Source organism: Roseovarius sp. MMSF_3298 (genome assembly GCF_030733705.1).
Classification (GTDB): Bacteria; Pseudomonadota; Alphaproteobacteria; order Rhodobacterales; family Rhodobacteraceae; genus Roseovarius; species Roseovarius confluentis.
In genome coordinates this window covers 44,101-69,723 of sequence record NZ_JASHIN010000018.1, presented here as the reverse complement: position 1 = coordinate 69,723, position 25,623 = coordinate 44,101, and the positions used below count along the sequence as shown (strand labels likewise).

Here is a 25,623-nt window from a genome sequence, read left to right as displayed (position 1 = left end):
CTCTATTGCAACGGCCCTTCACGGCAACCGAAACGCGGCGTCAGACCGACCATGACACTTGAGACAAGACACCTGTCCCCTGATGCGGACGGCTACGCGCAGGCGGCAGAGGTCTGGCGCGAGGGCGGGCTTGTCGCCTTTCCGACCGAGACGGTCTACGGGCTGGGTGCGGATGCGCGGAACGACATGGCCGTCGCGCGGATCTTCGAGGCCAAGGGGCGGCCCCGGTTCAACCCGCTGATCGTGCATGTGCCGGATATCGCGGCGGCGAAGACGCTGGTGGCGTGGTCCGATGCGGCGGAAATCGTCGCCTCGGCTTTCTGGCCCGGGGCGATTACGCTGGTGTTGCCGATCCGAGGCGATGCGGGCCTGTCGCCGCTGGTGACGGCGGAGCTGCCGACGCTGGCGGTACGGGTGCCGGCGCATCCGGTGGCGCAGGCCCTGTTGCGGACGTTCGGCGGGCCGGTGGCGGCCCCCTCGGCCAACCCGTCGGGCCGGATCAGCCCGACCGAGGCCGCGCATGTAGCGGCGGGCCTGTCGGGCCGGATCGAGGCGATCGTCGAGGGCGGGGCCTGTGACGTGGGGCTGGAATCGACGATTCTGGGGCTGGAGGGCGCGCCGACCCTGTTGCGACCCGGGGGCATACCGGCCGAGGCGATCGAGGCCGCGCTGGGCACGTCGCTGGAGCGGCACGCCGAGGGCGGCACGCTGACCGCGCCGGGGCAGATGACCTCGCATTACGCGCCGGGGGCGGCAGTCCGTCTGAACGCGACGGAGGCGGCGGCGGGCGAGGTGATGCTGGGCTTCGGGCCGATGGAAAGCGATCTGAACCTGTCACCCACTGGCGACTTGGTGGAAGCGGCGGCGAGCCTGTTCGCGGCGCTTCACGCGCTGGATGCGAAAGGTGCGACAGGCATTGCGGTGGCGCCGGTTCCCGACACGGGCCTGGGCCGCGCGATCAACGACCGCTTGCGCCGCGCGGCGGCGCCGCGCGACGTTATCGGTTAACGCAGCGCAGCGTTTACTGGCAGCGTTTCTCGGCTTCTTCGAGAGCGGCGGTGTAGCCCAAGAGCGAGAACGTGTCCTTGGTGACCGTCCCGCGCGAGGAGCGGGCGGTCAGGACAGCATCGGCGCCACGTTTCATCGCCGCGATGATCTTGGCGTCGTCCGACGCGCTGGCGGGCCAGGCCCATTCGCCTTCGGTGAACATCTCGAACTCGGACCCGCCGATATTGATGTTCACTGTCGAGCCGCCCGCAAAGGGGTAGCCGCCGGTAAAGGTGATCTGGCCATTCACGCCGGCATCGGGCCGGAAGAACGTCATCATCAGAATGTCGCCACGGCGAACGGCGACAACACGCCCATCCTTCGTATTGACCGTTTCGGTTGGCGAACTGACGGCCCAGCATTCTTTCGGATCGGAATCCTCGAACACGCTCCACGCGGTTTTCGCGGCGACCTGATTGGTGCTTTCGTCTTGTGCGCTTGCGCCCGACGCGACCATGGCCATAAGGGCCCCGGCGATGCCGAATGCTTTCAGTGATCCCATTTGTCCAGCCTCCAAGCTGTCCTTAACCTCAATTGTCCTTAGGCCGCCCCATCCCCTGACGGAATTTTCTGCACGTGCAGCCATTTCTTTCTCGACATTGCAATACTAGCCTGAAACACGCGAGACATGAAAGGTGCAATTGGCGAATTTTCGCCGCAGGAATGACGCGCCGAGACGACCTGCCTGACGACCGGAGGCCCCAAGTGACCAATGCTGTTCCCCTGACCGAAATCTGGCGCGGAGACATCGTGGAAAGCCTGCATCTGGGCCATGCCGTGATCTGTAACGGGCAGGGCGAGGTGATCGAGGCGTGGGGGGACCCGGATGCGGTGATCTATCCGCGCAGCTCGGCCAAGATGATCCAGGCGATGCCGCTGGTGGACAGTGGCGCGGCGGATGCGTTTGGCCTTACCCAGCAGCAGCTGGCGCTGGCCTGTGCGTCACACCAGGGCGCGGCGGTGCATACGGAGGCGGTGAACGAGTGGATTCACGGGCTGGGCCTGAGCGACGACGACTTCCGCTGCGGGCCGCAGATGCCGCAGGACCGGGAGGCGTTCAACCACCTGATCAAGACCGACGGATCGCCCTGCCAGGTGCACAACAACTGTTCGGGCAAACACGCCGGTTTCATGACCCTGTCAAAGCATCTGAACGGCGGGCCTGACTATGTCGACCCCGACCACCCGGTGCAGCGGGCCTGTTTCGAGGCGTTCGAGGAACTGACCGGAGAGCGCAGCCCGGGCTTTGCCCCCGATGGCTGCAACGCGCCGAATTCGATCACCACGATGCGGGGAATCGGCCGGGCGATGGGCTGGTTCGCCAACGCCACGACAGGCGGCGGCGCGCGGCAGGATGCGGCGGTGCGATTGCGCGAGGCGATGATTGCCAATCCGCTGCTTGTGGCGGGCGAGAAGCGCGCCTGTACCGAGCTGATGAAGGCCTGCCACGAGCCCGTGGCGCTGAAGACCGGGGCCGAGGGCTTTTTCGTGGCGATTGCGCCCACGAAGAAGCTGGGCATCGCGTTGAAGGCCGCCGATGGCAGCACGCGGGCGGCCAATTGCACCATCGCCGCCCTGCTGGTGCGGATCGGGGTACTGGAGGCCGAGCATCCGGCGACCCTGAAATTCATGAACGCGCCGATCCTCAACCGTCGCAAGGTCCGGACGGGAATCGTGAAGCCGGTGGACGGGCTGCTGGTCTGAGTCTTCAAGGTACTGCTGCGCTTTTGACGACATCCTGCCGATTGCCGCATCTGCGATGCGCTGCTTTCCGCGCCGTGGCGTGACCCTGCCTATTGCCGGCAGCACAGTGCCGAGAAAACCCGGCGCTTTGGGCCTGTTTTCGCGCGATCACCGCCTGTCGGATAACGGATCTTCCGGGGATGGAATGGTGCGCCCATGTTGAGGGTCCGCGGGCAGCAACGCCCCGGACAACCTAAACCCAGAAAAGGGAAACCAAAGATGACCAAGACACTTTCTGCAGCGACGTTCGCGCTTGCCCTGACCGTTCCGGCGATGGCCTTCGCCCTGGATGCGGATACCGACGGCGACGGCATGGTCTCGATGGAAGAATTCCAGGCCGCGATGCCCGAAGCACCGGCCGGCACGTTCGAGCAGCTGGATTCGGACGCCGATGGCATGCTGAGCGAAGACGAGATCGCCGCTGGGCAAGAGGCGGGCATCCTCCCGGCATAAGCCGCCACTCGGCCGGGGCGTGCGCGTTTTTCCCATCCTGAGCGCACGCCCCATTTGATACCCCGGAACCTTTTAAAAATCCCGGGGCGCGGCACGGGCCGCCAGGCGGGCACATTCCCCAGATGATCGTATCTGTGCCCGACCTCTCTGAGGCCCGTGCCGCTTTTTCCTTTGAATTGAAGGCTCAGGAGCCGAGATAGTCGCGCAGGACCGGCGGCGGATCGTCGAGAAGATCGGCGGTCGGTTGCAGTGCATGTGCGGTGCCGTTGGCGACGAGGATGGCTTGCGTCGTGATGCGGCGGGCGTCCTCTGGTGCGTGGGAAATCATCAGGAGGGTCGCGCCGGTTTCTCCCGCGATCTCGGCCACGAGGTCGAGCATTTCCATCCGCAGGGCGGGCCCGAGCGCGGCGAAGGGTTCATCCAGCAATAACAGCGGCTTGTCCTGAAGCATGACGCGGGCAAGGGCGGCACGGCTGCGCTGGCCACCGGACAGCTCGCCGGGTTTGCGGGTGTCCATGCCGGCAAGGCCGACACGCCCCAGCGCCGCGGTGACGCGGGTCTTGTCGCCCTGCGACAGGCGCAGGTTGGGCGACAGGCCAAGGCCCACGTTCTGCGCGAGCGTCAGGTGGGGAAAGAGGTTGTCCTCTTGAAAGAGCATGGCGACGGGGCGGGCGCCCGGGGGGTGACCCGTGATGTCGGTGCCGTCCCACGTGATGCGGCCCTGCGTGACGGGCAGGAAGCCCGCGATCCCCTCGATCAGCGTGGACTTGCCCGCGCCAGAGGGACCGATCACCGCGACGGTTGCGCTGTCTGGCACGGTGAGGTCGGCGGTCAGGGTGAAGCTGCCGTTGCGGATGGTGGCGGACTCAAGTTTCAGCATGACGATGCCCTCCGCGATCAAGCAGCCAGAAGACCCCGAAGGACAGGATCAACAGAAGGAAGGAAGCGGCGGCGGCGGCCTCCATCTGGTAGGAGCCCATCAGGCGGTAGATCTGTAACGGCAAGGTGGCCACGTCGGGGTCGGCAAAGAGCGTGATGACGCCGAGATCGCCCATCGAGAGGGCTGCGGCGAGACCGGCGGCAAAGCCGATCTGCGGGCGCAAGCGGGGCAGCAGGACATGGCGCAGGAAGGGCAGTCCGGCCATGCCGAGCGAGAGGCCAAGGCAGCCTTGGCGCGCCACGATATCGCGGGCGCGGGGAACAAGGATGCGCAGGGCGAAGGGCAGGACGGTGATGGCGTTGACGAGCGCCGTGACGGGTAGGGCGAAGGCCTGCGGATTAGCGTAGGGACGGATGGCGATGAATAGCCCCGTGCCGATTACCAGAGGCGAGGCGGCGAGGCCAAGGAGACCCGCGATTTCCACCATACGGCCGCGTTCGGTCGCGATGGCGGTGGTCATCGGCAGCGCCATGCAGAGCAGCAGGACGGTACTGAGCGCCGCGACCCAGAGCGAGGTGAGCGCGGCGGTCCAGACCTGGCCTGGCATGTCGGCGAAGCCGGGCAGGCCGGACAGAGCGATGGCCATGAGCGGCACGAGCAGGAAGACTGCCGCGACACCTATGAACAGCGCGTCAATGCACCGTGCGGTGGTCGTTTTTCCGTCGAACCGGCGCAAGCCGCGGTCGAGACCGGAGCCGAACCCTTCGCCGCGCGCCAGCCAGAGGGCGATGCCACCGGCGAAAACCGTCAGGCCAAGCTGCACGGCGGACAGGAGCGCGGCCCGCCCAAGATCGAAGTCAAACCTGAACGCCTGGTAAATGGCGAGTTCTATCGTGGTGGCCCGCGGCCCGCCGCCGAGGGTGAGCGCGACGGCAAAGCTGGTGAGACAGATGGCGAAGATCACGGTGAAGGCGCCGGGGACAAGGCGCAGGAGCATGGGCAGTTCGATCACCCGGAACATCGACCAGCCGTCGATGCCCAGGAGGGCGGCGAGACGGAAACGCTCGGCGGGAATTTCCTGCCAGCCCTGCAGGAGAAGGCGGGTGGCCAAGGGCAGGTTGAAGAACACGTGGGCGAGGACGACGCCGTGCAACCCGTAGATCTGCACCGGGGGCAGGCCGAGCGTGCCCAGGGCCGCGCTGACCCAGCCGCCACGGCCGAAGACCTCGATCAGGCCCAGAACGGCGACGATCACCGGCAGGATGAACGGCGCGCCCAGAAGGGCGATCAGCAGGCTGCGGCCCCGGAACCGGCGGCGGGCGAGGGCGCGGGCGACGGGGATGGCCAGCAGCACGGAAAACAAGGCCGAGAGGGTGGCCTGTACCAGCGTGAAGCGCAGGGCGGCCCAGTCGGCGGCGTTGAAGCCGCGCCCGGTTTCGGCGCGCAGGGCGACGGCCAGCAGCGCCCCGAAGATGAGCGCCGCCACGAGGGCGGCGGCGCTCCATCCCGGTCTGGCGCTTAGCGGCTGAGCGCGTTCAGCCATTCATCGAGCGCGGCATCGCGGGTGGCGGCGGCTTCTTCGGCGCTGAGAAGCAGGGATTTCTCTGGTTGGATCAGGGTGTCGAATCCTTGGGGCAGGCCGTCCTCGAGCTCCTTGGCGGGGTACATCCAGTTGGTCGTCGGGATAACGGACTGGAAGTCCTGGGTCAGCATGAACGCGAGGAACTGGTCGGCCAGTTCGGGTTGGTCGGTGGAGGCCAGTTTTCCGGCCACTTCCACCTGCATGTAATGGCCCTCGTCGAAGGCGGCGGCGGTCTTGCTGTCGTCCTCTTCGGCGATCAGGTGGTATGCGGGCGATGTGGTGTAGGAGAGCACCATGTCGGCCTCGCCTTCGAGAAAGAGCCCGTAGGCTTCGGTCCAGCCCTTGGTGACGGTGACGATGTTGTCCGAAAGCCCCTCCCAGATTTGCGGGGCCTCGTCGCCATGGGCGGTCTTGACCCACATCAGCAGACCGAGACCGGGGGTGGAAGAGCGCGGATCCTGGATGACGATGGAGGTGTCGCTGTCGGCCAGAGCCTTGAAATTGCTGGGCGCGTCCATGTCCTTGTCGTGGACGAAGGCGAAATAGCCCCAGTCGTAGGGCAGGAAAACCGGGTCGTCCCAGGTGATCGGCAGATCGAGGTCCGGGGACTGGCCGTGCTCGGCGAAAAGGCCGGTGTCCTTGGCCGCGGCGATCAGGTTTGTGTCGAGGCCGAGGACGATGTCGGCATCGGTATTCTGTCCCTCCAGCCGGACGCGGGCGAGAAGGGCCGCGCCGTCCTCGACGCCGACGAGGTTGAGGTCGCAGTTGCAGTTGGCCTCGAACGCCTCTTCGATCTGCGGGCCGGGGCCCCAGTCGGCGACGAAGCTGTCATAAGTGTAGACGGTCAGTTCGGGCGTCCCGCTTGAGTCCTGCGCCATCGCGGACGTGGCGGTGAGCAGACATCCCGCAGTGAAAACAAGGCGTTTCATGGCATCCTCCCTTTCGGCAGAAGGGGCGGCGCGATGCGGGTGCATGACCTTCCCTCCGCCGGTGTCAGCCGGTTCAGGTTCAACGGGTTTGCTATGTGCATCTCAGTCGCCGTGTCTGGGCCGGTCGACACCCCGAGGTTTCAACAGGAACGTAGGGGCAAGCCGGGGAAGGGACAAGGTGAATTGGCGAATCGGAAGGTTAATGCTGCCGGAAGGCCCGAAATGACGTCGGTATCGCGTCGGTATTCGGGTGGTATGGCAACGGTGCCGGTGAAGTGGAGGGCCGGGTAAACGCGCCGCGCGGGGATGCGGCGGATGAGGAACAGGTCAGCGACTGGTGAGAGGCGGCGAGGTCCCGGGGCGAGCCCGGGACGGGGTGCGCCAGGTTTCGTCGCCGAGACGTGCGCGTGGGCTTTTGCCCACTCTACAGGATCTGGAAATCGTTGCGGTCGTAGCCTTGCAGGTAGAGCAGCGCGGTGAGGTCGCCGTGGTTGATGCGCAGATCGCATTCGGCGGCGACGGAGGGCTTGGCGTGGAGCGCGACGCCGCTGCCGGCGCGGGCGAGCATGCCGAGGTCGTTGGCCCCGTCGCCCACCGCCAGCACGTCGATGTCCGAGATGTTGAGGCGGGTGGTGATATCGGCGAGCGCCTGCACCTTGGCCTCGCGCCCGAGGATGGGGCGGGCGACGTCGCCGGTGAGCTTGCCGTTCTCGACAAGCAGCGTGTTGGCGCGGTTCTCGTCGAAGCCGAGAAGCGTGGCGATATGCGAGGTGAAGGCGGTGAAGCCGCCCGAGACGAGGGCGGTATAGGCCCCGTGGGCCTTCATCGTGGCCAGCAGGGTGGCGCCGCCGGGCATGAGGGTGATGCGGGTGTCGAGGACCTCGGTAATGACGTCTTCGGGGAGGTCTTTGAGCAGTGCGACGCGTTCCAGAAGGGCGCCTTCGAAGTCGAGCTCGCCGTTCATGGCGCGGGCGGTGATGTCTTTCACATGAGCGCCGACGCCGGCCTCGTCGGCGAGTTCGTCGATGCATTCCTGGCAGATCATGGTGCTGTCCATGTCGGCCAAAAGCATGCGCTTGCGGCGGTTTTCCGACGGTTGGACGACAAGGTCGGTGCGCAGGGTTTGCAGGTTGTCCCAGACCTCCCACTGGTTGTCGGGGAGCGCGGCCATGTCGAACTCCGCCGCCTCGTCGGGCGCGAGCCAGCGGGCGTCGAACCCGCCCCAGGCGTTGCGCAAGTTTTCGACCAGTGCCGGGTCGAGCGTGCCCGGAGGGGCGATGAGGGTTGTGGTGAACATGGGGCGTCTCCGCTTTGCGCTTGGGATGCGGCATAGCGCAGGTTGGTGCGGGGTTCTAGGTGGGGGCCGCGCGACTCCATCGCGATCTCTACTGCGTTGGTCGAGTGTCGTCAGCGTATGTCGACGGATTCGTTGGGCAGTGGACCGCTTGCGAAGTAACGCCCTAGTAAGCGGCCATATTGTTGTGTATCGCCATATACGTTGCCAACCCGCAGAGGATCAACGATAGCCCGATCACGGTCCATACAAGGATTCTCGACGACAAACTGGTCCCGGCGCGTTTCTGCACGAAGGTTATCAATTGCCCCAGAATGATCTCCACTGTGGCGTCCTCATTCAGCCGATGTTTTGATGCCCATTTAGCTTCATTGTAGTAAGCAGGCTGCGGTGCGATTCAACCATTAAGCGCAATTCGTGGGTCACTCGCGCAGTATGAAAGCCTCTCTTGACGAAGTTTCCGATGATAGCCGCCGGGGTCGCTTTCGGACCGCAAACCGCCGCGCCTTGGCGATTTTCCCTCTTGCGGGGCCGGTGCGGCCAGCGTAATCCAAAAGGTGGGACACCCCTCCCCAACGAGGGGCGCTTATCTGGAAGGATAGCAGCAATGGCTATTGAGACACCCGGCACGCGGCCGGACACGAAACCTGTCGCCGTTCCGGCGAATCCGCGTTTTTCCTCCGGCCCCTGTGCCAAACCCCCCGTTTTCGACCTGAGCAAGCTTGCCGATGCCCCGCTGGGCCGGTCGCACCGCGCCGCCGTGGGCAAGGCCAAGCTGAAGGCCGCGATTGACGGCACGCGCGAAGTGCTGGGGATTCCCGACGATTACAAGGTCGGCATCGTCCCGGCGTCAGACACAGGCGCGGTCGAGATGGCGATGTGGAGCCTTCTGGGCGAACGCAAGGTCGAGATGCTGGCCTGGGAAAGCTTTGGTGCGGGCTGGGTCACGGATGCGGTCAAGCAGCTGAAGCTGGAGGCCGAGGTCAAGACCGCCGAGTATGGCGAGATCGTCGATCTGGACGGCGTGGACACGGACAATGACGTGGTCTTCACCTGGAACGGCACGACCAGCGGCGTGCGGGTGCCGGATGGCGACTGGATCAAGGCAGACCGTCAGGGTCTGACGATCTGTGACGCGACCTCGGCCGCGTTTGCGCAGGACCTGCCGTGGGACAAGCTGGATGTGGTGACGTTCAGCTGGCAGAAGGTTCTGGGCGGCGAGGCGGCGCATGGGACGCTGGTGCTGAGCCCGCGGGCAGTGGAGCGGCTGGAAAGCTATACGCCGCCCTGGCCCATGCCGAAGATTTTCCGCCTGACCAAGGGTGGCAAGCTGAACGAGGGCATCTTCGAGGGGGCGACGATCAACACGCCGTCGATGCTGGCGGTCGAGGATTACCTGCTGGCGCTCGACTGGGCACGCTCGGTCGGCGGGCTGAGTGGCCTGATGGCGCGGGCGGATGCCAATACCAAGGCGGTGGCGGATTTCGTCGGCACGCATGACTGGGTCGAATTCCTGGCCAAGGATCCGGCGACGGCGTCGAACACGAGCGTCTGCCTGAAGTTCACCGACGATAGGATCAGCGACGGGGCGGCGTTCGCCAAGGCCGTGGCCAAGCGGCTGGAGGCCGAGGACGTGGCGTTTGACATTGGTGCCTATCGCGATGCGCCTCCGGGCCTGCGGATCTGGTGCGGGGGCACGGTGGAGACCGCCGATGTGGCCGCGCTGATGCCGTGGATCGAATGGGCGTTCAACGCCGAGATCGCGGCGCTGTCCGAGACCGTTTGAGGTGGGGTGAAACCCCACCCTACGCGGGATGTGTAGGGTGGGTTTCAAACCCACCATTCCCAGAATTCAAAGATGAAGGACCAGACAGATGGCTCCCAAAGTACTCGTATCCGACAAGCTGAGTGAAACCGCCGTGCAGATCTTCCGCGACCGGGGGATCGAGGTGGATTTCATGCCCGAGCTGGGCAAGGACAAGGACAAGCTGGCCGAGGTGATCGGCGATTATGACGGCCTGGCGATCCGCTCGGCCACCAAGGTCACGCCGACGATCCTGGACGCGGCGAAGAACCTCAAGGTCATCGGCCGCGCCGGGATCGGCACCGACAATGTGGACAAGGCGGCGGCCAGCAAGAAAGGCGTGATCGTGATGAACACGCCCTTCGGCAACATGGTGACGACCGCCGAGCACGCCATTGCGATGATGTTCGCCGTGGCGCGGCAGATCCCCGAGGCGAGCGCCAGCACACATGCCGGCAAGTGGGAAAAGTCCAAGTTCATGGGGGTCGAGCTGACCAACAAGACGCTGGGCATCATCGGTATCGGCAATATCGGCGGCGTCGTGGCCGAGCGGGCGCGGGGGCTGAAGATGAAGGTGGTCGCCTATGACCCCACGCTGAGCGAAGAGAAGATCGCGCAGAAGGGGGCCGAGAAGGTGGACCTCGATACGCTGCTGGCGCGGTCGGATTTCATCACGCTGCACACGCCGCTGATCGACGCGACGCGCAACATCCTGAGCCGTGAGAACCTTGGCAAGACTAAGAAGGGCGTGCGGATCGTCAACTGTGCCCGTGGCGGGCTGGTGGACGAGGCGGCCTTGGCCGATCTTCTGAAGTCGGGGCATGTGGCGGGCGCGGCGCTGGACGTATTCGCCGAGGAGCCTGCGACGGAGAACCCGCTGTTTGGTCTGCCCAACGTCGTTTGCACGCCGCACCTGGGGGCTGCGACCAGCGAGGCGCAGGAGAACGTGGCGTTGCAGGTGGCCGAGCAGATGTCGGATTACTTGCTGACCGGGGCCGTGACGAACGCGCTCAACATGCCGTCGGTGACTGCCGAGGAAGCCAAGGTGATGGGGCCGTGGATCAAGCTGGCCGATCACCTGGGCAATTTCATCGGCCAGATGACGGACGAGCCGATCAAGGCGATCAACCTGCTTTACGATGGTGTCGTGAGCCAGATGAACCTGGAGGCGCTGACCTCTGCCGCCGTGGCGGGAATCATCAAATCGGTGAACCCGGAGGTGAACATGGTCTCGGCGCCGCTCATCGCCAAGGAGAGGGGGATCAAGATCTCGACCACCAAGCAGGACAAGTCGGGCGCGTTCGAGGGCTATATCAAGCTGACCGTCGTGACGGCGGAGCGTGAGCGGTCCATCGGCGGTACGGTGTTCAGCGACGGCAAGCCACGCTTCATCCAGATCAAGGGGATCAACATCGACGCCGAGATCGGACAGCATATGTTGTATACGACGAACCGTGACGAGCCGGGCATCATCGGCGCGCTGGGCCAGACGCTGGGCGGCAATGGTGTGAACATTGCCAACTTTACGCTGGGCCGGTCGAAGGCGGGAGAGGAGGCGATTGCGCTGCTATATGTCGATGCGCCGGTGCCGGATGACGTCATTGCCAAGCTGCATCAGACGGGGCTGTTCCAGCAGATCCGTGCGCTGGAGTTCGATGTGGGGTGAGGGCTCTTGGATGGTAGCCGCGCGATTGCCAGACCGCGGGGTGGCGATCCTGACGTGAGTTCAAGGCACTTTATGGTTGCCGTGTCAGTGTAAGTTCCAATCGGCGTGCTGTCGTCAGCCAATCGCCAGCCCGTCGCACCAGAGGTGCGCCGTTCGTAGTCGGCACGCCTCCGGCGTGACGGGCGGTCCCCCTTTCGGTCAGTGGGCGATCGCGCGGCGGCGCGGCAAAGCCGCGCCTAGATTCCGCGCGACGGATCACTGCCTGAAATGGCCACCAACAAAAACGACCTTCAAAGGGTCGCTGCGGCGAAAGCCGTTGCGGCCCGTTTGCGTTAAGCGAGGTGCATTCGACCGAGGATGTTCCGATGCGCGATCCGTTCCAGCTTTTCCTGTCCGAGATGGCGGCCGTGTTCCGCGCCGAGGGGCGGGCCTGTGCTACCGAGACCGCCGCGGCGCTGCTGTCGGCGACCGAAATCGCGCCGCTGACCAACGATTCGCCGGGGGACTCCGGCGCGATCTGCGGATTGCTCGCGGGATCGACCTTGGCCGTGGCACGGGCGGCCTTGGCGGCGCATGACACGCTGCCCTGGGGCCACAACCCGGTGTCCAGCCAGATGAAACCCGAGGACGAGGCTCTGTTCTCGGTCGTGGACCTGATGGGGCCGGACGCGCCGCTTTATTGTCCGACCCTGCGGGCGGGCCTCTATTACCAGCGGCCCAACACGCGCTACGGCCTGCATTCCCATGCCGCGGTGGAAACCTACGTGATCATCGCGGGCCGGGCGATGTGGACGGCGGGCGACGCGCAGCGCGAGATGGTGGCCGGGCATTCGGTGCATCATTCGACCTATCTGCCCCATGCCTGCCAGACCGGCGACGAGGGCGTCGTGGCCCTGTGGCGCTGGTCGGGGGATATCGGCATCGACAGCTACCGCGTGCATCACGGGGCAGAGGCGTTCGGGGCCTTCGCCGCCTGAGACGGGTTTGCAGCCGGGGCGTGGTGCATTAAGTCATGTGCCATGACCGAACCGATTTACGTGATCCCCGACATCCATGGCTATCGCTCTGAACTGGACCGCGCGCTGGCGCGGATCGACGCACAGGCGGGCCGCGATGCCAAGGTGGTGTTCCTTGGCGATTACACCGACCGCGGGCCGGACAGCCGGGGCGTGTTGGAGACGCTGATCGACGGGATCGCGGAGGGACGGAACTGGACCGCGCTGCGGGGCAATCACGACCAGCTGTTTCTTGATGCGCTGGAAGGCCGGATGGAGCCTCGGCGCTTCCAGTGGTGGATGCAGGGCAACCTTGGCGGACGCGAAACGCTGGCCTCTTACGGGGTGGATACACCGGCGTATGGCGGTGACTGGCGTGAGCAGGTGCCGGGGCTGCATAGGCAATTCCTGAGCACGTTGCCCTACACCCATGAAACGGACGACCTGTTCCTGTGTCATGCCGGGGTTTCGCCGGGCACGCCGCTGGAGCGCCAGGTGCCGGAGGACCTGATGTGGATCCGCGAGCCGTTCCTTTACGACACCCGCGACCACGGCAAGCTGGTGGTGCACGGCCACACGCCGGTCAATGCGCCCGAGCATCACGGCAACCGCGTGGCGCTGGATTGTGGCACGGGCTGGGGGCGACCCTTGCAACTGGCCGTGTTCGAGGGGCGGGATGCGTGGATCCTGGATGAAGATGGCCCGGTGCCCCTGGTGCCGTACTAGGGAAGCTGCATGGACCGCGCATTCAACCAGTTGATCGAGCGGCAGATACGCAAGGCGATCGCCGAGGGGCAACTGGATTCGCCGGAGGGCGCGGGCAAGCCGCTGCCGGATCGGTCCGGGATGGCACATGTGGACATGGCCACGCAGGTCGCGGCTCGGATCATGGCCGAGGCCGGCGCCTTGCCGGAAGAATTCAAGCTGAAGAAGCTGCTGGAGGCGGCGAAGGCCACATGGCGCGCCGCAGAGTCGGAAGAGGCGCGGCACGTGGCAATGGCTTTGATAGAAGACCTCGAGCAGCGTTACGCCATCGCCGTGGAGGCGCGGCGCAAGTTCATGGCGCCCTGAGAGCGTGCGCTGACGGGACGTTTCGCTTGCAGGGTGCAGGCGCAGGCGCGATGCTGAGGCGAACATTTCGAGGGAGGCTCTCATGACGGATATCGTACTTCTGGATGGTGCGCGCACGGCCATCGGCACCTTTGGCGGATCGCTGGCGGGCACGCCGCCGTCGCAGCTGGGGGCCATCGCCACCAGGGCCGCGCTGGAGCGGTCGGGCGTGGAGCCGGGGCAGGTCGGCCACGTGGTGTTCGGCCACGTCATCAACACCGAGCCGCGCGATATGTACCTGAGCCGGGTCGCCGCGATGGAGGCGGACATTCCCGAGACCACGCCGGCGATGAACGTGAACCGCCTGTGCGGGTCGGGCGCGCAGGCGGTCGTCTCGGTGGTGCAATCGCTGATGCTGGGCGATGCGGAGTTCGGCGTCGCGGGCGGGGCCGAGAACATGAGCCGTTCGCCTTTCATCGTGCCGGACCAGCGCTGGGGCGCCAAGATGGGCGACGTGCGCACGCTGGACATGATGCTGGGGGCTTTGAACTGTCCCTTTGGCACGGGGCATATGGGCGTCACCGCCGAGAACGTGGCGTCCGAGCATGATGTCAGCCGCGAAGATCAGGATGCCTTTGCGCTGGAAAGTCAGAACCGGGCGGCGAAGGCCATCGAGGAAGGTCGCTTCGCCAGCCAGATCGTGCCGGTGGAGGTTCGGGTGAAGCGCGACATGGTGGCGTTTGAGACCGACGAGCATCCCAAGCCGACGACCGCCGAGGGGCTGGCCGGGCTGCGTGCGGCGTTTCAGAAGGACGGCACGGTGACGGCCGGAAACGCCAGCGGCATCAATGACGGCGCCGCGGCGCTGGTCTTTGCCCGGGCGGAGGCGGCCGAGAAGGCCGGGCTGAAGCCCAAGGCGCGCGTGCTTGGGTATGCTCATGCGGGTGTGCGCCCCGAGGTGATGGGGATCGGACCGGTGCCGGCGGTGGAACGACTGCTGGAAAAGACCGGGCTGAGCGCCGGGGTTTTCGACGTGATCGAATCGAACGAGGCGTTTGCGGCGCAAGCGATTGCGGTGAACCGGGGGCTGGGGCTGGATACCGCCAAGGTGAACCCCAATGGCGGCGCGATTGCGCTGGGGCATCCGGTGGGCGCGACGGGAGCGATCCTTGTGGTAAAGGCGCTTTACGAGCTGGAGCGGATCGGCGGGACAAAAGCGCTGATCACGATGTGTATTGGTGGCGGGCAGGGGATTGCCGTAGCCATCGAGCGGATGTGACATCGGCCGCGGAATTTTGCAAAATTCCGCGGCGAAAAATTGCAATTTTTCGGGACGATTTCTTGCAAGAAATCGGGCAAGGATTTTCGAAAATTCTTGGTGCGGATTGGGCCGTCAGTCGATCCAGACGGTGACGCTACTGGAGCGGCCCGTCGCGTCGATCACAGACAGCTTGGAATAGCCTTGGGCGAGGCCGGTCAATTCGGCCTCGCGGCGGCGGGTGCCGGTTTTCTGCGGCGTGCCGTTGGCGAGCCAGGTGAAGGGCGGCTTGCCATCGCGGAGTTTGACCGTGAGGCGGCCATCCTGGATGGGCAGGCGGGCGCCGGCGGGGGGGAAGATCAACTTGGGCGCATCCTCGGACGGTTGAAACACCGCGTCGCGGCTGGCGAAACGGCGCAGCGGTTGCGGCAGGCGGGCGGTGGGCAGGAGAAGCGCCTCGGGCGGGGGCGGCGGCAGGGCGTCGGGTTTGGGTTTCAGGCGCTGGAACGCCTCGAAAAGGACGGGCGCGGCGAGGTCCCCGCCAAACGCCCCGGGGACGGGCGTGCCGTCGGGGCGGCCGATCCAGACGGCGGCGACGTGGCGGCCGTCGAACCCCACGGCCCAGGCGTCGCGGTGGCCGTAGGAGGTGCCGGTCTTGTAGGCGAGGCGGCGCTTGGGCGCCCCGGGGGGCGGTGCGAGACCCGCGAGGATATCGGTGACGTGCCACGAGGCGGCGCGGTTTAGAACATTCGATGGCGTATGTTGTGGCGCGTCCTGGCGCCAGTTCAGAGGGCGGGTCTGGCCGCCATTTGCCAGCATGGCATAGGCGGTGGTCAGGCCTTCCAGCGTCACGCCGAGCCCGCCGAGGCCAACGGCTAGGCCGGGCTGGTCGCCGGGCAGGTCGGTGGGCACGCCGGCGCGGCGCAGGGTGTCGAGCAGGTGGGCGGGGCCGATCTCGTCCAGCAGCAGGACCACGGGGATGTTGAGCGACTGGCGCAGGGCGTCGGCCACGGTCAGTTCGCCCCGGAACGCGCCGTCGAAATTCTGCGGCGCGTAGGTGCCGAAGGCGACGGGGCGGTCGTGAATGAGCGTCTGTGGATGGGCGAGGCCGCGGTCGAAGGCCATGGCATATATGAACGGCTTGAGCGTGGAGCCGGGGGAGCGCATGGCGCGGGTCATGTCGACGAAGCCGGAGCGCGCGTCGCCGATGCCATAGGTGGCGGAGCCGACGGAGGCGAGGATGTCGCCCGTCTGGTGGTCGGCGATCATCATGGCGATGGAGACGTCGGCTGGCAGGTCGCGCAGGCTGTGTGTGGCAAGGCGTTCCAGCGCTTCTTGCAAGGGCGCGTCGAGCGTCAGGTCGTGGCGCAGGCGGGCGGGATCGTCCGAGACCGCGCGGTCGGCCATGTGCGGCGCGAGGGAGGGGAAGGCGCGGCGGGCGTGGGGGACTGGCTCGGTCAGCGCGGCCTGGACCGCGCCGGGGGTGAGCAGGCCATCGCGTTCGGCGCGGGCGAGGACGCGGGCGCGGGCCTCGGCCGCCTGGAAATGGTGGCGGTCCGGGCGGCGGGATTCGGGAGATTGGGGCAGGGCCACCAAGAGGGCGGATTCGGCGGGGGTCAGGCGGCGCGGGTCCTTGCCGAACCACGCGTAGCTGGCAGCGCGGACGCCTTCGATATTGCCGCCGAAAGGGGCGCGTTCGAGGTAGAGTTGCAGGATCTGGCGCTTGGTGAGACGACGCTCCAACGCCAGCGCGACGCGGGCCTGGCGGAGCTTGCCGCTGAGCTGTCCGGTGCCGCTGCCCTCGAGCAGGCGGGCGACCTGCATGGTGAGGGTTGAGGCGCCCGAGACGATTTCGCCGTTCCAGAGGGCCTGCGCGGTGGCGCGGAGGATGGCGCGGGAGTCGACGCCGGAGTGGGTGTAGAACCGCTTGTCCTCGTACGCGATCAGCATGTCGAGATAGCCCGCATCCACGGCGTCGGGCGTGGCGCCGAGGCGCCAGCGGCCCTCCTCGACGGTGTATACGCGCAGGAGCGTGCCGGTGCGGTCGCGGACTTCGGTGGAGAGCGGTGTCAGGAGGGGCGGCAGGTCGGTGGTGGTGATCCATTGGTCGAGCTTGTCACGGCCGAGGCCCGCGGCGAAGAGCGCGAGGGCCAGCAGGAGGAGAAGGCGGTCAAAGCGGAACATGCTGGTCTTCCGCGTGCCAGAGGTCGGGGTAGTCGGTGACGAAGCCCGCGTCGTTGACCTCGAGCGTGGTGCTGTAATCCGTTTGTTCGGCGCGGTACTCCATGATGCCATACGTATGCGTACGTTGATAGGTCTGATCCAGCGGCGCGAGGGTCGCGGCGGGGTAGTAAAGCCACGCGGCGCGGGTGGTCAGGGTGTCGTCCTGCTGTTTCGCAAGGCGGCGCAGGGGCATGAGGTTGGTGGCGGGCGTGAAGCTGAGGTCGATGTCGGTGGCGTCCTCAAGCCCGGGTTGCGGTGTCTCGTTCAGCAGCCATTCCCCGTTGCGGTGGTCGATATGCAGGCGGACCTCGCTTTCGCCATGGGTGCCGGCGATATCGGCGTCGAGGGTCTGCCAGTCCTCGGTGCAGCGCACGACGTAATCCAGCGCGGCGAAACCGTCATCGTCGTGAAAACGGGCGTGGCCGACCAGTAACCAGCCATGATCGGCACGGGCGAGGCGGCAGGTGTCCTGCCCCTCGCAATGCAGGGCGCGCCACGTGATGGTGGCGACGGTCTTGCCCGTCATGTTCCTTGGCCTGTCATTCCGCGGTGACCGTCATCCGCCCTGTGGCCGAGCGCGCGCGGTATTGCGGGCGGTACATGTCCTCGACCGAGGCCGCCGGGTGGTGATAGCTGCCCGGGCTGATAGCTCGGACGATATAGGCAAGGCGGAACGCCTTGTCCGAGCGCCAGTCGACGGCGGCGATGAAGCGGTCGGCGCGGAACTCGGAATGCTCAGTAGTGGCCGGGTCGAGCCAGTCGAGCGCGGTCACCTGGCCCGAGCGCAGGAGGTTCGGGTTGTCGATTTCCAGCCCGGCGGGCAGGGGATCGTCGATGATCAGCCGCGCCTCGCCCTTCTCGAACGGGCGGACCGTCAGCACGGTGACGAGGCGGGTGCCGGTGGGCACTGTCGACAGGTCGACCGGGGTGCCGTCCATGTCGAAATAGCTGCGCTCGATGGCGTAGCCATAGCCGCCGGCCTCGGGCGGCGTCCGCGGCACGCCCAGGGTGGTGAGGGTGATGTCTGTGGCGTTCGCGCCGGTGTTGGTGAGGGTCTGCGGCGTGAGCGACGTGGCGGAGATGTTGCGCACGAAGGGGCCCGAGACAGGTTCGCCGTCGAGCGAGAGGCCCGAGACGGATGGGTCGCTGAGAAGCGCGCGGGCGGCCAGAAGGGACCACGCCTGTTCCTGTGTCGACATGTGCGGGCCCTCGGCGGTGATGGCGCTGGCCAGGGCGTCGGCGTTGACGGCAGTGCTGCCCGCCTCGGTCGCAAGGGTCAGCACGCCGGCGCGGTCGCGCAGGCGGGTACCATAGTCCGCCCGCCAGACCTGGCCTTCGTCGCCGGAGGTCTGGTTGATGCTTTGTTGCGCGGCGGCGAACATGCGGTCGGCGCGGGTCTGGTCGCCGTAGAAGGCAAGGGCGGCGCCAAGCTGGGCCTGGGCCAGAGGCGTGGCGAAGGCCTGGGCCTTGACGTCCGAGTAATAGCGCAGGTCGCCCATGCGGGCCGCGCCTTCGCGGGCGAGGACCATGAGGGCGTAGGCTATGTCTTCGCCCCCCTGATCGAAGTCGGGGGCGTAGTTGATGCGGTTGCGCAGGTTGTCCATCGCCATGGTGTAGGCGGTGTCGGGGACGTCGAAGCCTTCGGCCTTGGCGCGCGACAGGAAGTCGGCGACATAGGCGTCGAGCCAGAAATCACCCGAGCTGGCCCGCCAGAGGCCGAAGCTGCCGCCGGAGGATTGGCGGGTGAGGATGCGGGCGATGGATTGGTCGATGCGTTCCTGTGCCTGCGCCTCGGAGGCGAGGCCCATCGCGGCGGCTACCTGGTTGAAGTAGAGCAGCGGCATGGCGCGGCTGACCACCTGCTCGGTGCAGCCATAGGGGTAACGGTCGAGCGCGGCCAGAAGGCGGGGCGCGTCGAGTTTCGCCAAGGGCCCGGCGGCGAGGATGGCGCTGGCCGTGTCGGGGCGCAGGTCGGCGAAGACGTCGTCGCCCAGCGTGAAGCTGTCGCCCGCGCCGAGCGAGAAGCGGCGGGTGGTGGCGATGACCGGATCGTTGGAGCGGATGCCCAGCGGCATCTCCTTGGTCAGTTGCTTGCCGTCGGGCGTGGTGAGCGCGATGCGCACGGTGGCGTCGCCCACGTCGCCCGCCGTAATGGGCAGGGAGAGCGTGGTTTTTTCCTGTTCGCCCAGTTCGAGGCCGGAAGGGATGGTGCCGCCCAAAGTGAGGCCGGTGCTGGATACATCGAGGCCCATGCGGCCGGTCGGCCCTTCGGTGTGTTGAATCTCAAGCAGAAGGCGGCTTTCGTCGCCGGGGGCGAGGAAGCGCGGCAGCGAGGCGGTGACGACGACGGGGTCGCGTACGATGGTCTCGTCCTCGGCCTGGCCCACGGCGGTGGGGGACCATGCGACGGCCATGAAGCGGACGGTGCCGTTGAAATCGGGCATGTCGAAGCTGGCCTGCGCGGTGCCATCGGGGCCGATTTCCAGCGGGCCGGTGAAATAGGCGACGAGGTCCTCGGTGGGCGGCGGCTGGGTGCCGGACATCGGATTGCCCGCGTCACCGCCGGAGCGAACCTGACCCTGCGCGCCGTTCATGCCGTCGATGAGGCGGCCATAGAGGTCGCGGATTTCCACGCCGAGGCGGCGCTGGCCGAAGTAGTGCCCGGACGGGTCGGGCGACTGGAAGCCTGTGATGTTGAGCACGCCCACGTCCACGGCGGCGAGGGTGACGAAGCCGCTCTGACCCTCCGCCAGCCCGTCGACGTTGACGGTGACGTCCAGCGGCCCGCGCGGGGCGGCCGTGTCGGGGGCGTCTATGGAGACGGCGAGCTGTTTGTCGCCCGGCGCGATCTTGGCGTAGCTGAGGCCGAGCGAGCGGGCCGGGTTCTGGCCGGCGCTGACGTTCATCGGGCGGATCACTTGCGCGGTGACATAAGCGCCCGCGCCCCAGTCTTCGGTGATGGAAAGCGGGATGGTGTTCTCGCCCTCGGTGACCTCGACCGCCTGGCGTTCGATGACGTGGTTGGACATGACGGTGATCAGCGCGGTACCGGCGTAGCGGGGCACGACGCGCAGTTGCGCGGTGTCGCCGGGGGTGTATTCGGGTTGGTCCAGTGACAGCTCCAGCGTGTCGGGCGTGTCGCTGGCGTCGGCGGGGGCGTACCAGCCGGCGTAGAAATCGGTGGAGGACGACACGTAATCGCCGCCGGTGCGTTCGACGACCAGTTCATAATGGCCCCATTCGACGGGGGCGGAGACGGTCAGGGGATCGGACCCCAGCGTGGCGTCGCCGGTGGCGACCTGTTCGCGCGTCGTGATCGGCTCCCAGTTCCACGAGCCGAAATCCTGGTACCATTGGTAACGCGTGGTGATGCGGTTGACCGTCCATTTCACGTCCATCGGGACGGGCGTGAGGTCTGGTGAGATGCCGATGATCTGAAAACTTGCCTCGGTGCCCTCGGCGACGACGCCGTCGGCCATGGGCTTGATGCCGATCATGGGGCCGGCGGGGGCGAGCATGCGGTTGAGCCTGCGTTCGACCGGGCGGCCGGAGCCTTCTTGCAGGGTGACGGTGATGTCGGCCTCGAACGGGCGATCGGTGACATCGAATTCGGGCATTTCGGCGGCCATCTGAAGCTGGCCATCCGCGCCGGTCTTGCCTCCGGGCAGGTAGGTGATGCGCGCGCCGACCCGTTCGTCGTGACGGCCGAAATTGTAGCCGGGGAAGGCGTCGAGCGTGGTGCGGGCCGTGAGGCGCACGTTCCCGTCCGCCACCAGCCCGGCACCGGGCGCGCCGAAGAGGTAGCGTGCGTCGATGGTCAGCGGCGGCGTGTCGCCGGGGCGGATGGGGCCCTCGGGCAGTGACAGGTCGAAGTCGATGCGCTCGGGCAGGAAGTCCTCGACCAGCAGGGTACGGCTGACCAGCGGTTCGTCCTCGGGGTCCGAGAAGATGTCGAGTGTCCAGCTGCCGGTGGGGACGGTGGTGCCGACGGGCAGGGTGAAGACATGGCCACCCGCGTCGTCGTCGCCGGATAGCTGGCGGGAATATTCCACGCCGTCGGGGCGGCGCAGGATGGCCGTCAGGGGCAGGCCGGGGATCGCCTCGGCCACGTTGTCGCGCGCCAGCGCGGTGGCGTGGATCACCTCGCCCGGGCGGTAAGCACCGCGATCGGTGGCGAGGAAAACGTCGATGGGCGGCGCGGGGCGGCGGCCCTCGACGCCGCGGTCCGAGAGGTCAAAGGCGGGGTCGGTGAGCGACAGGAAGGCCATGTCGTCGTCGCCCGCCTTGGCCAGCACCAGAGCCGGGGCGGCGCCGGAGGTGCCACGGGTCAGCCCGGGGGCAAAGAGCGCGTGGCCCTGGGCGTCGGTCGTGGCCGTACCCAGAACGCGGTTGGAGCGCGACAGCAGGGACAGTTCGACGCCGGATTCCGCCTGGGCATCGGCCAGCCCGCGCACGAAAACATGCAGGCCGTCATTACCCTTGAACGTGGTCAGGCCAAGGTCTGTCAGAACGAACCATTGCGTGGCGCCGGGGTTGTCGTAGCTGTCGGCGCCTTCGATGCTGGCGGTCAGGGCGTAGATGCCCGGAGGCTGGTCGGCCAGCACCTCGCCCAGCGGCAGGCGGGTGGTCATGTTGCGGTTGAGCGTGTTCTGCACCTCGCCGGTGCCGGTCCAGACCTCCTCGGCGATCTCGGCGTTGAACTGGCGTTCCTGGTACTGACTGAGAGGGCGGCCGAAATACTCTTCCTGCATGGTGCGCAAAAGGTTTCGGTCGGAGACGCGGCGCAGGAGCAATTCGACCTCGTCGAGGTTGACGGTCTCGATCGGCAGGGCGGTGTCGGCGGCCTTGGGCAGGATGTACGCCCGGCCCGGAAAGCTGACGCGCGGGGAGCGGTCGCGCACGTAAAGCGTGATCTCGGTGTCGCGCTGAAGTGTCTCGCCGCTGGCGGCGGGCAGGCCTTCGCGGAAGGTGACGCGGTAGCGCTCGCCATGCTGGACGCCGGCGATGCAGATCTGGTTCCCGTCGGGCTGCACCACGAGGCCGGGATCGGGCAGGCGGACGAAGGGCGTGTAATCGGTGCCCGCCTCGACCAGCGGTTCGGAGAACTCGGCGCAGAGGCGCGGCTGGGCGCTGTCGCTGTCGGCGCGGTGATCGGTGATGCGAAAGCCGTACTTGGCGATGGCGGCATCGAGCGCGGTCATGACGTCGTCGCGCGGCTGGATCGATTCGGCCAGGCGCAGGGTGGGCACGATATCGCGTTCGCGTCCCAGTGCTTCCAAGGACTCGCTCATGATCAGAAGGGCGTTGATGCGCACCGGATCGCTGGGCGCGCGGAGGTAGGCGTTGGTCGCGGCCTGAAAGGCGCGGGCGGCGTAATTGCGTTTCTCGGAATTGTTCTGCGTCGGGATCAGCAGCGACAGGCGGGCATATTCCGCCCATTGGTCGGCGGCGTCCGAACGGGCCACGGCGGCACCCATCCAGCGCATGGCATTCAGGTAATCCTGCTGCGCGATGCGGTCCTGCGCGGCGTTGACCATGGCGGGGACGTCCCATTGCCCGCCGGGATGGCGCGCGCCGATGCCGGTGGCTTGGTCGCGCGCCTGGTTCAGATCGCCGGGGCTGAGGAAATCCAGATCGGCGGTGCGGGCGGGCGCGTCGTTCAGGACGCGAGCGTCCGTGTTGAAGACCTCGGCGGAAATCGCACCCTCGTAGGGTTTGGTCTCGGACAGGGCGCTTTTGGGGAAACAGGAATTGGAGCGGGTGTTGAAGGTGTAGGCGCGGCAGGCGTTGTTCGAAAAGCAAAGGTTGCGGCAGGCCTCGAGCGTGGTGTCGAAGAGCGGGTCGAGATCGGAGCCGAAGAAGTCGACATCCTTGGTCACGACCTCGCGCCGGTCGGGGACGGCATCCTGGGCCGCGGCGTGCCCGGCGGCGAGACTGGCGGTGAGGGTGATGAAAATGGCGGTGAGAAAGCGATGGAGCATGATGCCCTCCCTAAATGTATGGCGACATGCTGCCACGCCCCCCGCGCCAAGACAACGATTCCCGCGCCTGGGCCGGGTCAGTATTTAAGTACTTGTTCACCATAATAAGGGAGATTGGCCCCCAAGAGTGACCTGCAGCGGCGGAGGTTGGGGCATGAGCCTTGCCAACAAACTGGCGGAGGAACGGCGCGCCCGGTTGGCCGCTGAACGTCTGCTGGAACAGAAACAGGCGGAGCTTCAGGCCGCGAACCGCAAGCTGGGCCGCCACGCCCGTGCGCTGAGCGAGGAGATCGTCGAGACCCGCGCCGAGGTGCAGACCGTGCGGGACGAGAACGCGCGGGTGAAATCCGACCTGAACGTCGCCAATGAAAAGGTCGCCATCGCCGAGAGGCGCTTGTGGCATTCGATCCAGACGATCCAGGACGGGTTCGCCTTTTTCGACGCCGACAGCCGGATGATCGCCGCGAACCACGCCTGGCTGGGTGTTTTCGAAGGGCTGGAGGACGTCAAGCCGGGCATCAGCTATGTCGAGATCCTGCAATGCGTCACCGAGGAGGGTGTTATCGACATCGGAGACGCGGACCCCGCCGCGTGGCGCGAAAAGATGCTGGACCGCTGGCAGACCGTCGCGCCGGAGCCCGAGATCATCCGGCTGTGGAACGGGGCCTATATCAAGCTGATCGACCAGCGCGGACAGACCGGCGACGTTGTGAGCCTGGCGCTGAACATCACCGACACGATCCGCTATGAGGAACGGCTTAAGGAGGCGCGGCGCAGGGCCGAGATGGCGAGCCGGGCGAAATCGTCCTTCCTGGCCAACATGAGCCACGAGATCCGCACGCCGATGAATGGCGTGGTGGGGATGGCGGAGTTGTTGAAGGACACCGAGCTGGACGAGGAACAGCTGCTTTACGCCAACACGATCAAGAATTCGGGCGAGGCGCTCTTGGTGATCATCAACGATGTGTTGGATTATTCCAAGATCGAGGCGGAAAAGTTGGTGCTGCATGACGAGCCGTTCGACCTGGAACGCTGCATTCACGAGTTGATCATGCTGATGCAGGCCAATGCGCGGGACAAGGGGATCGACCTTCTGGTGGATTACGACCTGTTCCTGCCGACGCGGTTCGTGGGTGATCCGGGGCGGCTGCGGCAGATCATGACGAACCTGCTGGGCAACGCGGTGAAGTTTACCGAGCAGGGGCATGTCATGGTGCGCGTCGTGGGCGTGGAGGCCGGCACCGAGGGCGCGGCGCGCCTGCACGTGACGATAGAGGACAGCGGGATCGGGATTCACGACGACAAGGTCCGGCACATCTTTGGCGAGTTCAACCAGGTGGACGACGAGAGCAACCGCAAGTTCGAAGGCACCGGGCTGGGCCTCGCGATCTCGGAAAAGCTGGTGAAGTTGATGGGCGGCGAGATCTGGGTCGACTCGGTCGAGGGGCAGGGCTCGACCTTTGGATTTGCCGTGGAACTGCCGCTGGCCGAGCCGGACGCGGAACAGGATTTCAGCGTGCCCGACGGGTTGCGCAAGGTGCTGATCGTCGAGACGAACGCGCTGAACCGCGCGATCCTGGAGCGGCTGTTCGCGGCGCTGGGAGTCGAGGTCGTTTGCTGCGACAGCGGGGTGCGCGCGCTGGAGGTGATGGGCGACGATGTCAGCCTGGTGATCACCGACCACGTGATGCCGCAGATGGACGGGATCGAACTGGCCGAGGCGCTGAAAGGCGCCGGACACGCGGCGCCGGTCCTGCTGTTGAGCGGGAACACCGGCAGCGTGGATCAGGACCCGGGCCGGATTTATGTTGACGCGCTGTTGCAGAAACCGGTCCCCCGCAACGAGCTTTTCGCCGCACTGAAGCAGGTTTCGGGCGCGCTGCCGGGCGGCGAGGACGCACCCGAGAGGCCCCAAGAGCCCAGCCGCGTGATGCGCGTGCTGGCGGCGGAGGACAACAAGACCAACCGGCTGGTCTTTTCCAAGATGGTCAAGGCGCTGGACATCGACCTGAAATTCGCCGTGAGCGGCGAAGAGGCGGTGGCGTTCTTCCGGTCTTTCGCGCCCGATATCGTGTTCATGGACATCTCGATGCCCGAGATGGACGGCAAGGAGGCCGCCCGCGCCATTCGCGAGATCGAAGCGGATGGCGGGGTACATGTGCCCATCGTGGCGATGACGGCACACGCGATGGATGGCGACGAGGACGATATCCTGTCAGCGGGGATCGATCACTACCTGTCGAAGCCGCTGTCGAAACAGGCGCTGATCGACCATGTGATCGCGGCCTGCCCCGTGAGCGTGCGCCCGCCCGAGGAAGGGCAGAGTGCGGCATAGGGCGGATGGGGAGGCACAGGCGACGGCGGGTCTTTTGCGCTATGCGGTAAGATGAAGGATGATACCTGCGGGATGCTGCGCTGCCAGAGATGGCAGGTTCGAGCCCTTAGTCGCCACAGTCGCAAAGCGCCCGCGCGGAACAAGGGCGAAGCCCGCCGCGCATCGCCGGGCCGTCCCCCGGCACGGCGATTTGGCAGGTGAAGTGCCAAGCTCTCAGATTGGATGTGCTTGGCAGGCATAAATTGCCCATCACCATCGTCGGTTCGCCGCACCACGGCTCGTCGATGCGCGTCTCCTCACCGTCAGAAAATAACGTCCACTTCGTCCGCAACCCAGATATTCTGCCCTAACCTAAACGGGCGCACTAAAGTCCGTGATCCTCG

Annotated in this window: 18 protein-coding genes and 1 riboswitch; of the genes, 10 read left to right on the top strand and 8 right to left on the bottom strand. The window is 66.4% G+C overall.

The window, feature by feature from the left end; translation table 11 throughout:
- The first annotated feature begins 51 nt into the window (after nt 1-51).
- On the top strand, nt 52-1,008 hold the full coding sequence (locus tag RBB18_RS15875) for an L-threonylcarbamoyladenylate synthase (protein WP_103763562.1): 957 nt from the start codon (nt 52-54) through the stop codon (nt 1,006-1,008).
- A gap of 13 nt (nt 1,009-1,021) precedes the next feature.
- On the opposite strand, the gene RBB18_RS15870 is transcribed toward RBB18_RS15875, so the two are convergent.
- Nucleotides 1,022-1,549, bottom strand: coding sequence for an invasion associated locus B family protein (locus tag RBB18_RS15870; RefSeq protein ID WP_371931667.1), 528 nt, complete (start codon nt 1,547-1,549; stop codon nt 1,022-1,024).
- A 203-nt stretch (nt 1,550-1,752) separates the two neighbouring features.
- On the opposite strand from RBB18_RS15870, the gene RBB18_RS15865 reads away from it, so the two are divergent.
- A complete protein-coding gene (locus tag RBB18_RS15865) occupies nt 1,753-2,751 on the top strand; it encodes an asparaginase (RefSeq protein ID WP_306110920.1) in 999 nt (332 codons plus the stop codon).
- 258 nt (nt 2,752-3,009) lie between these two features.
- Complete coding sequence (locus RBB18_RS15860; RefSeq protein ID WP_103763560.1) at nt 3,010-3,243, top strand: calcium-binding protein; 234 nt, start codon at nt 3,010-3,012, stop codon at nt 3,241-3,243.
- A gap of 184 nt (nt 3,244-3,427) precedes the next feature.
- Here RBB18_RS15860 and RBB18_RS15855 read toward each other — a convergent pair whose 3' ends face one another.
- From RBB18_RS15855 to serB, 4 genes are all read right to left on the bottom strand, one after another.
- Complete coding sequence (locus tag RBB18_RS15855; RefSeq protein ID WP_306110921.1) at nt 3,428-4,123, bottom strand: ATP-binding cassette domain-containing protein; 696 nt, start codon at nt 4,121-4,123, stop codon at nt 3,428-3,430.
- On the bottom strand, nt 4,110-5,666 hold the full coding sequence (locus tag RBB18_RS15850) for a thiamine/thiamine pyrophosphate ABC transporter permease ThiP (RefSeq protein ID WP_306110922.1): 1,557 nt from the start codon (nt 5,664-5,666) through the stop codon (nt 4,110-4,112). Before RBB18_RS15850 ends, RBB18_RS15855 begins: the two co-directional genes overlap by 14 nt.
- Entirely contained in the window at nt 5,642-6,634 is a 993-nt protein-coding gene (thiB, locus tag RBB18_RS15845) for a thiamine ABC transporter substrate binding subunit (protein ID WP_103763558.1), read from the bottom strand. The genes RBB18_RS15850 and thiB overlap by 25 nt, the downstream gene beginning before the upstream one ends.
- 33 nt (nt 6,635-6,667) lie before the next feature.
- Nucleotides 6,668-6,779, bottom strand: a riboswitch (TPP riboswitch).
- Nucleotides 6,780-7,058: 279 nt separating this feature from the next.
- Nucleotides 7,059-7,931: a phosphoserine phosphatase SerB gene (serB, locus tag RBB18_RS15840; RefSeq protein WP_306110923.1), complete on the bottom strand. Its 873-nt coding sequence runs from the start codon at nt 7,929-7,931 to the stop codon at nt 7,059-7,061.
- 604 nt (nt 7,932-8,535) lie between these two features.
- Here serB and RBB18_RS15835 point away from each other — a divergent pair.
- From RBB18_RS15835 to RBB18_RS15810, 6 genes are all read left to right on the top strand, one after another.
- On the top strand, nt 8,536-9,714 hold the full coding sequence (locus RBB18_RS15835) for a phosphoserine transaminase (RefSeq protein WP_306110924.1): 1,179 nt from the start codon (nt 8,536-8,538) through the stop codon (nt 9,712-9,714).
- 88 nt (nt 9,715-9,802) lie between these two features.
- On the top strand, nt 9,803-11,398 hold the full coding sequence (gene serA / locus RBB18_RS15830; protein ID WP_103763555.1) for a phosphoglycerate dehydrogenase: 1,596 nt from the start codon (nt 9,803-9,805) through the stop codon (nt 11,396-11,398).
- Nucleotides 11,399-11,763: 365 nt separating this feature from the next.
- The gene (locus RBB18_RS15825; protein ID WP_103763554.1) at nt 11,764-12,375 is read left to right on the top strand and encodes a dimethylsulfonioproprionate lyase family protein; all 612 of its coding nucleotides are present in this window, start codon (nt 11,764-11,766) and stop codon (nt 12,373-12,375) included.
- A gap of 42 nt (nt 12,376-12,417) precedes the next feature.
- Nucleotides 12,418-13,119: a metallophosphoesterase family protein gene (locus RBB18_RS15820; protein WP_306110925.1), complete on the top strand. Its 702-nt coding sequence runs from the start codon at nt 12,418-12,420 to the stop codon at nt 13,117-13,119.
- Nucleotides 13,120-13,128: 9 nt separating this feature from the next.
- On the top strand, nt 13,129-13,464 hold the full coding sequence (locus tag RBB18_RS15815) for a DUF1992 domain-containing protein (RefSeq protein ID WP_103763552.1): 336 nt from the start codon (nt 13,129-13,131) through the stop codon (nt 13,462-13,464).
- Nucleotides 13,465-13,546: 82 nt separating this feature from the next.
- A complete protein-coding gene (locus RBB18_RS15810; protein WP_274593688.1) occupies nt 13,547-14,722 on the top strand; it encodes an acetyl-CoA C-acyltransferase family protein in 1,176 nt (391 codons plus the stop codon).
- A gap of 114 nt (nt 14,723-14,836) precedes the next feature.
- Here RBB18_RS15810 and pbpC read toward each other — a convergent pair whose 3' ends face one another.
- The 3 genes from pbpC to RBB18_RS15795 are packed head-to-tail and all read right to left on the bottom strand — an operon-like array spanning nt 14,837 to nt 22,905.
- The gene (pbpC, locus tag RBB18_RS15805) at nt 14,837-16,885 is read right to left on the bottom strand and encodes a penicillin-binding protein 1C (RefSeq protein ID WP_306121258.1); all 2,049 of its coding nucleotides are present in this window, start codon (nt 16,883-16,885) and stop codon (nt 14,837-14,839) included.
- On the bottom strand, nt 16,872-17,450 hold the full coding sequence (locus RBB18_RS15800; RefSeq protein WP_306112378.1) for a putative glycolipid-binding domain-containing protein: 579 nt from the start codon (nt 17,448-17,450) through the stop codon (nt 16,872-16,874). Before RBB18_RS15800 ends, pbpC begins: the two co-directional genes overlap by 14 nt.
- 13 nt (nt 17,451-17,463) lie before the next feature.
- A complete protein-coding gene (locus tag RBB18_RS15795; protein WP_306112377.1) occupies nt 17,464-22,905 on the bottom strand; it encodes an alpha-2-macroglobulin family protein in 5,442 nt (1,813 codons plus the stop codon).
- Between the two features lie 154 nt (nt 22,906-23,059).
- On the opposite strand from RBB18_RS15795, the gene RBB18_RS15790 reads away from it, so the two are divergent.
- Entirely contained in the window at nt 23,060-25,240 is a 2,181-nt protein-coding gene (locus tag RBB18_RS15790; RefSeq protein ID WP_103763547.1) for a response regulator, read from the top strand.
- The last annotated feature ends 383 nt before the right edge of the window (nt 25,241-25,623 follow it).

Coding starts and splice junctions, on each gene's coding strand:
- RBB18_RS15870 (WP_371931667.1), bottom strand. CDS start 1,549: ATGGGATCACTGAAAGCATTCGGCATCGCCGGGGCCCTTATGGCCATG.
- RBB18_RS15855 (WP_306110921.1), bottom strand. CDS start 4,123: ATGCTGAAACTTGAGTCCGCCACCATCCGCAACGGCAGCTTCACCCTG.
- pbpC (WP_306121258.1), bottom strand. CDS start 16,885: ATGTTCCGCTTTGACCGCCTTCTCCTCCTGCTGGCCCTCGCGCTCTTC.
- RBB18_RS15800 (WP_306112378.1), bottom strand. CDS start 17,450: ATGACGGGCAAGACCGTCGCCACCATCACGTGGCGCGCCCTGCATTGC.
- RBB18_RS15795 (WP_306112377.1), bottom strand. CDS start 22,905: ATGCTCCATCGCTTTCTCACCGCCATTTTCATCACCCTCACCGCCAGT.
- RBB18_RS15850 (WP_306110922.1), bottom strand. CDS start 5,666: ATGGCTGAACGCGCTCAGCCGCTAAGCGCCAGACCGGGATGGAGCGCC.
- RBB18_RS15875 (WP_103763562.1), top strand. CDS start 52: ATGACACTTGAGACAAGACACCTGTCCCCTGATGCGGACGGCTACGCG.
- RBB18_RS15825 (WP_103763554.1), top strand. CDS start 11,764: ATGCGCGATCCGTTCCAGCTTTTCCTGTCCGAGATGGCGGCCGTGTTC.
- RBB18_RS15790 (WP_103763547.1), top strand. CDS start 23,060: ATGAGCCTTGCCAACAAACTGGCGGAGGAACGGCGCGCCCGGTTGGCC.
- RBB18_RS15835 (WP_306110924.1), top strand. CDS start 8,536: ATGGCTATTGAGACACCCGGCACGCGGCCGGACACGAAACCTGTCGCC.
- RBB18_RS15810 (WP_274593688.1), top strand. CDS start 13,547: ATGACGGATATCGTACTTCTGGATGGTGCGCGCACGGCCATCGGCACC.
- RBB18_RS15820 (WP_306110925.1), top strand. CDS start 12,418: ATGACCGAACCGATTTACGTGATCCCCGACATCCATGGCTATCGCTCT.
- thiB (WP_103763558.1), bottom strand. CDS start 6,634: ATGAAACGCCTTGTTTTCACTGCGGGATGTCTGCTCACCGCCACGTCC.
- RBB18_RS15815 (WP_103763552.1), top strand. CDS start 13,129: ATGGACCGCGCATTCAACCAGTTGATCGAGCGGCAGATACGCAAGGCG.
- RBB18_RS15860 (WP_103763560.1), top strand. CDS start 3,010: ATGACCAAGACACTTTCTGCAGCGACGTTCGCGCTTGCCCTGACCGTT.
- serB (WP_306110923.1), bottom strand. CDS start 7,931: ATGTTCACCACAACCCTCATCGCCCCTCCGGGCACGCTCGACCCGGCA.
- serA (WP_103763555.1), top strand. CDS start 9,803: ATGGCTCCCAAAGTACTCGTATCCGACAAGCTGAGTGAAACCGCCGTG.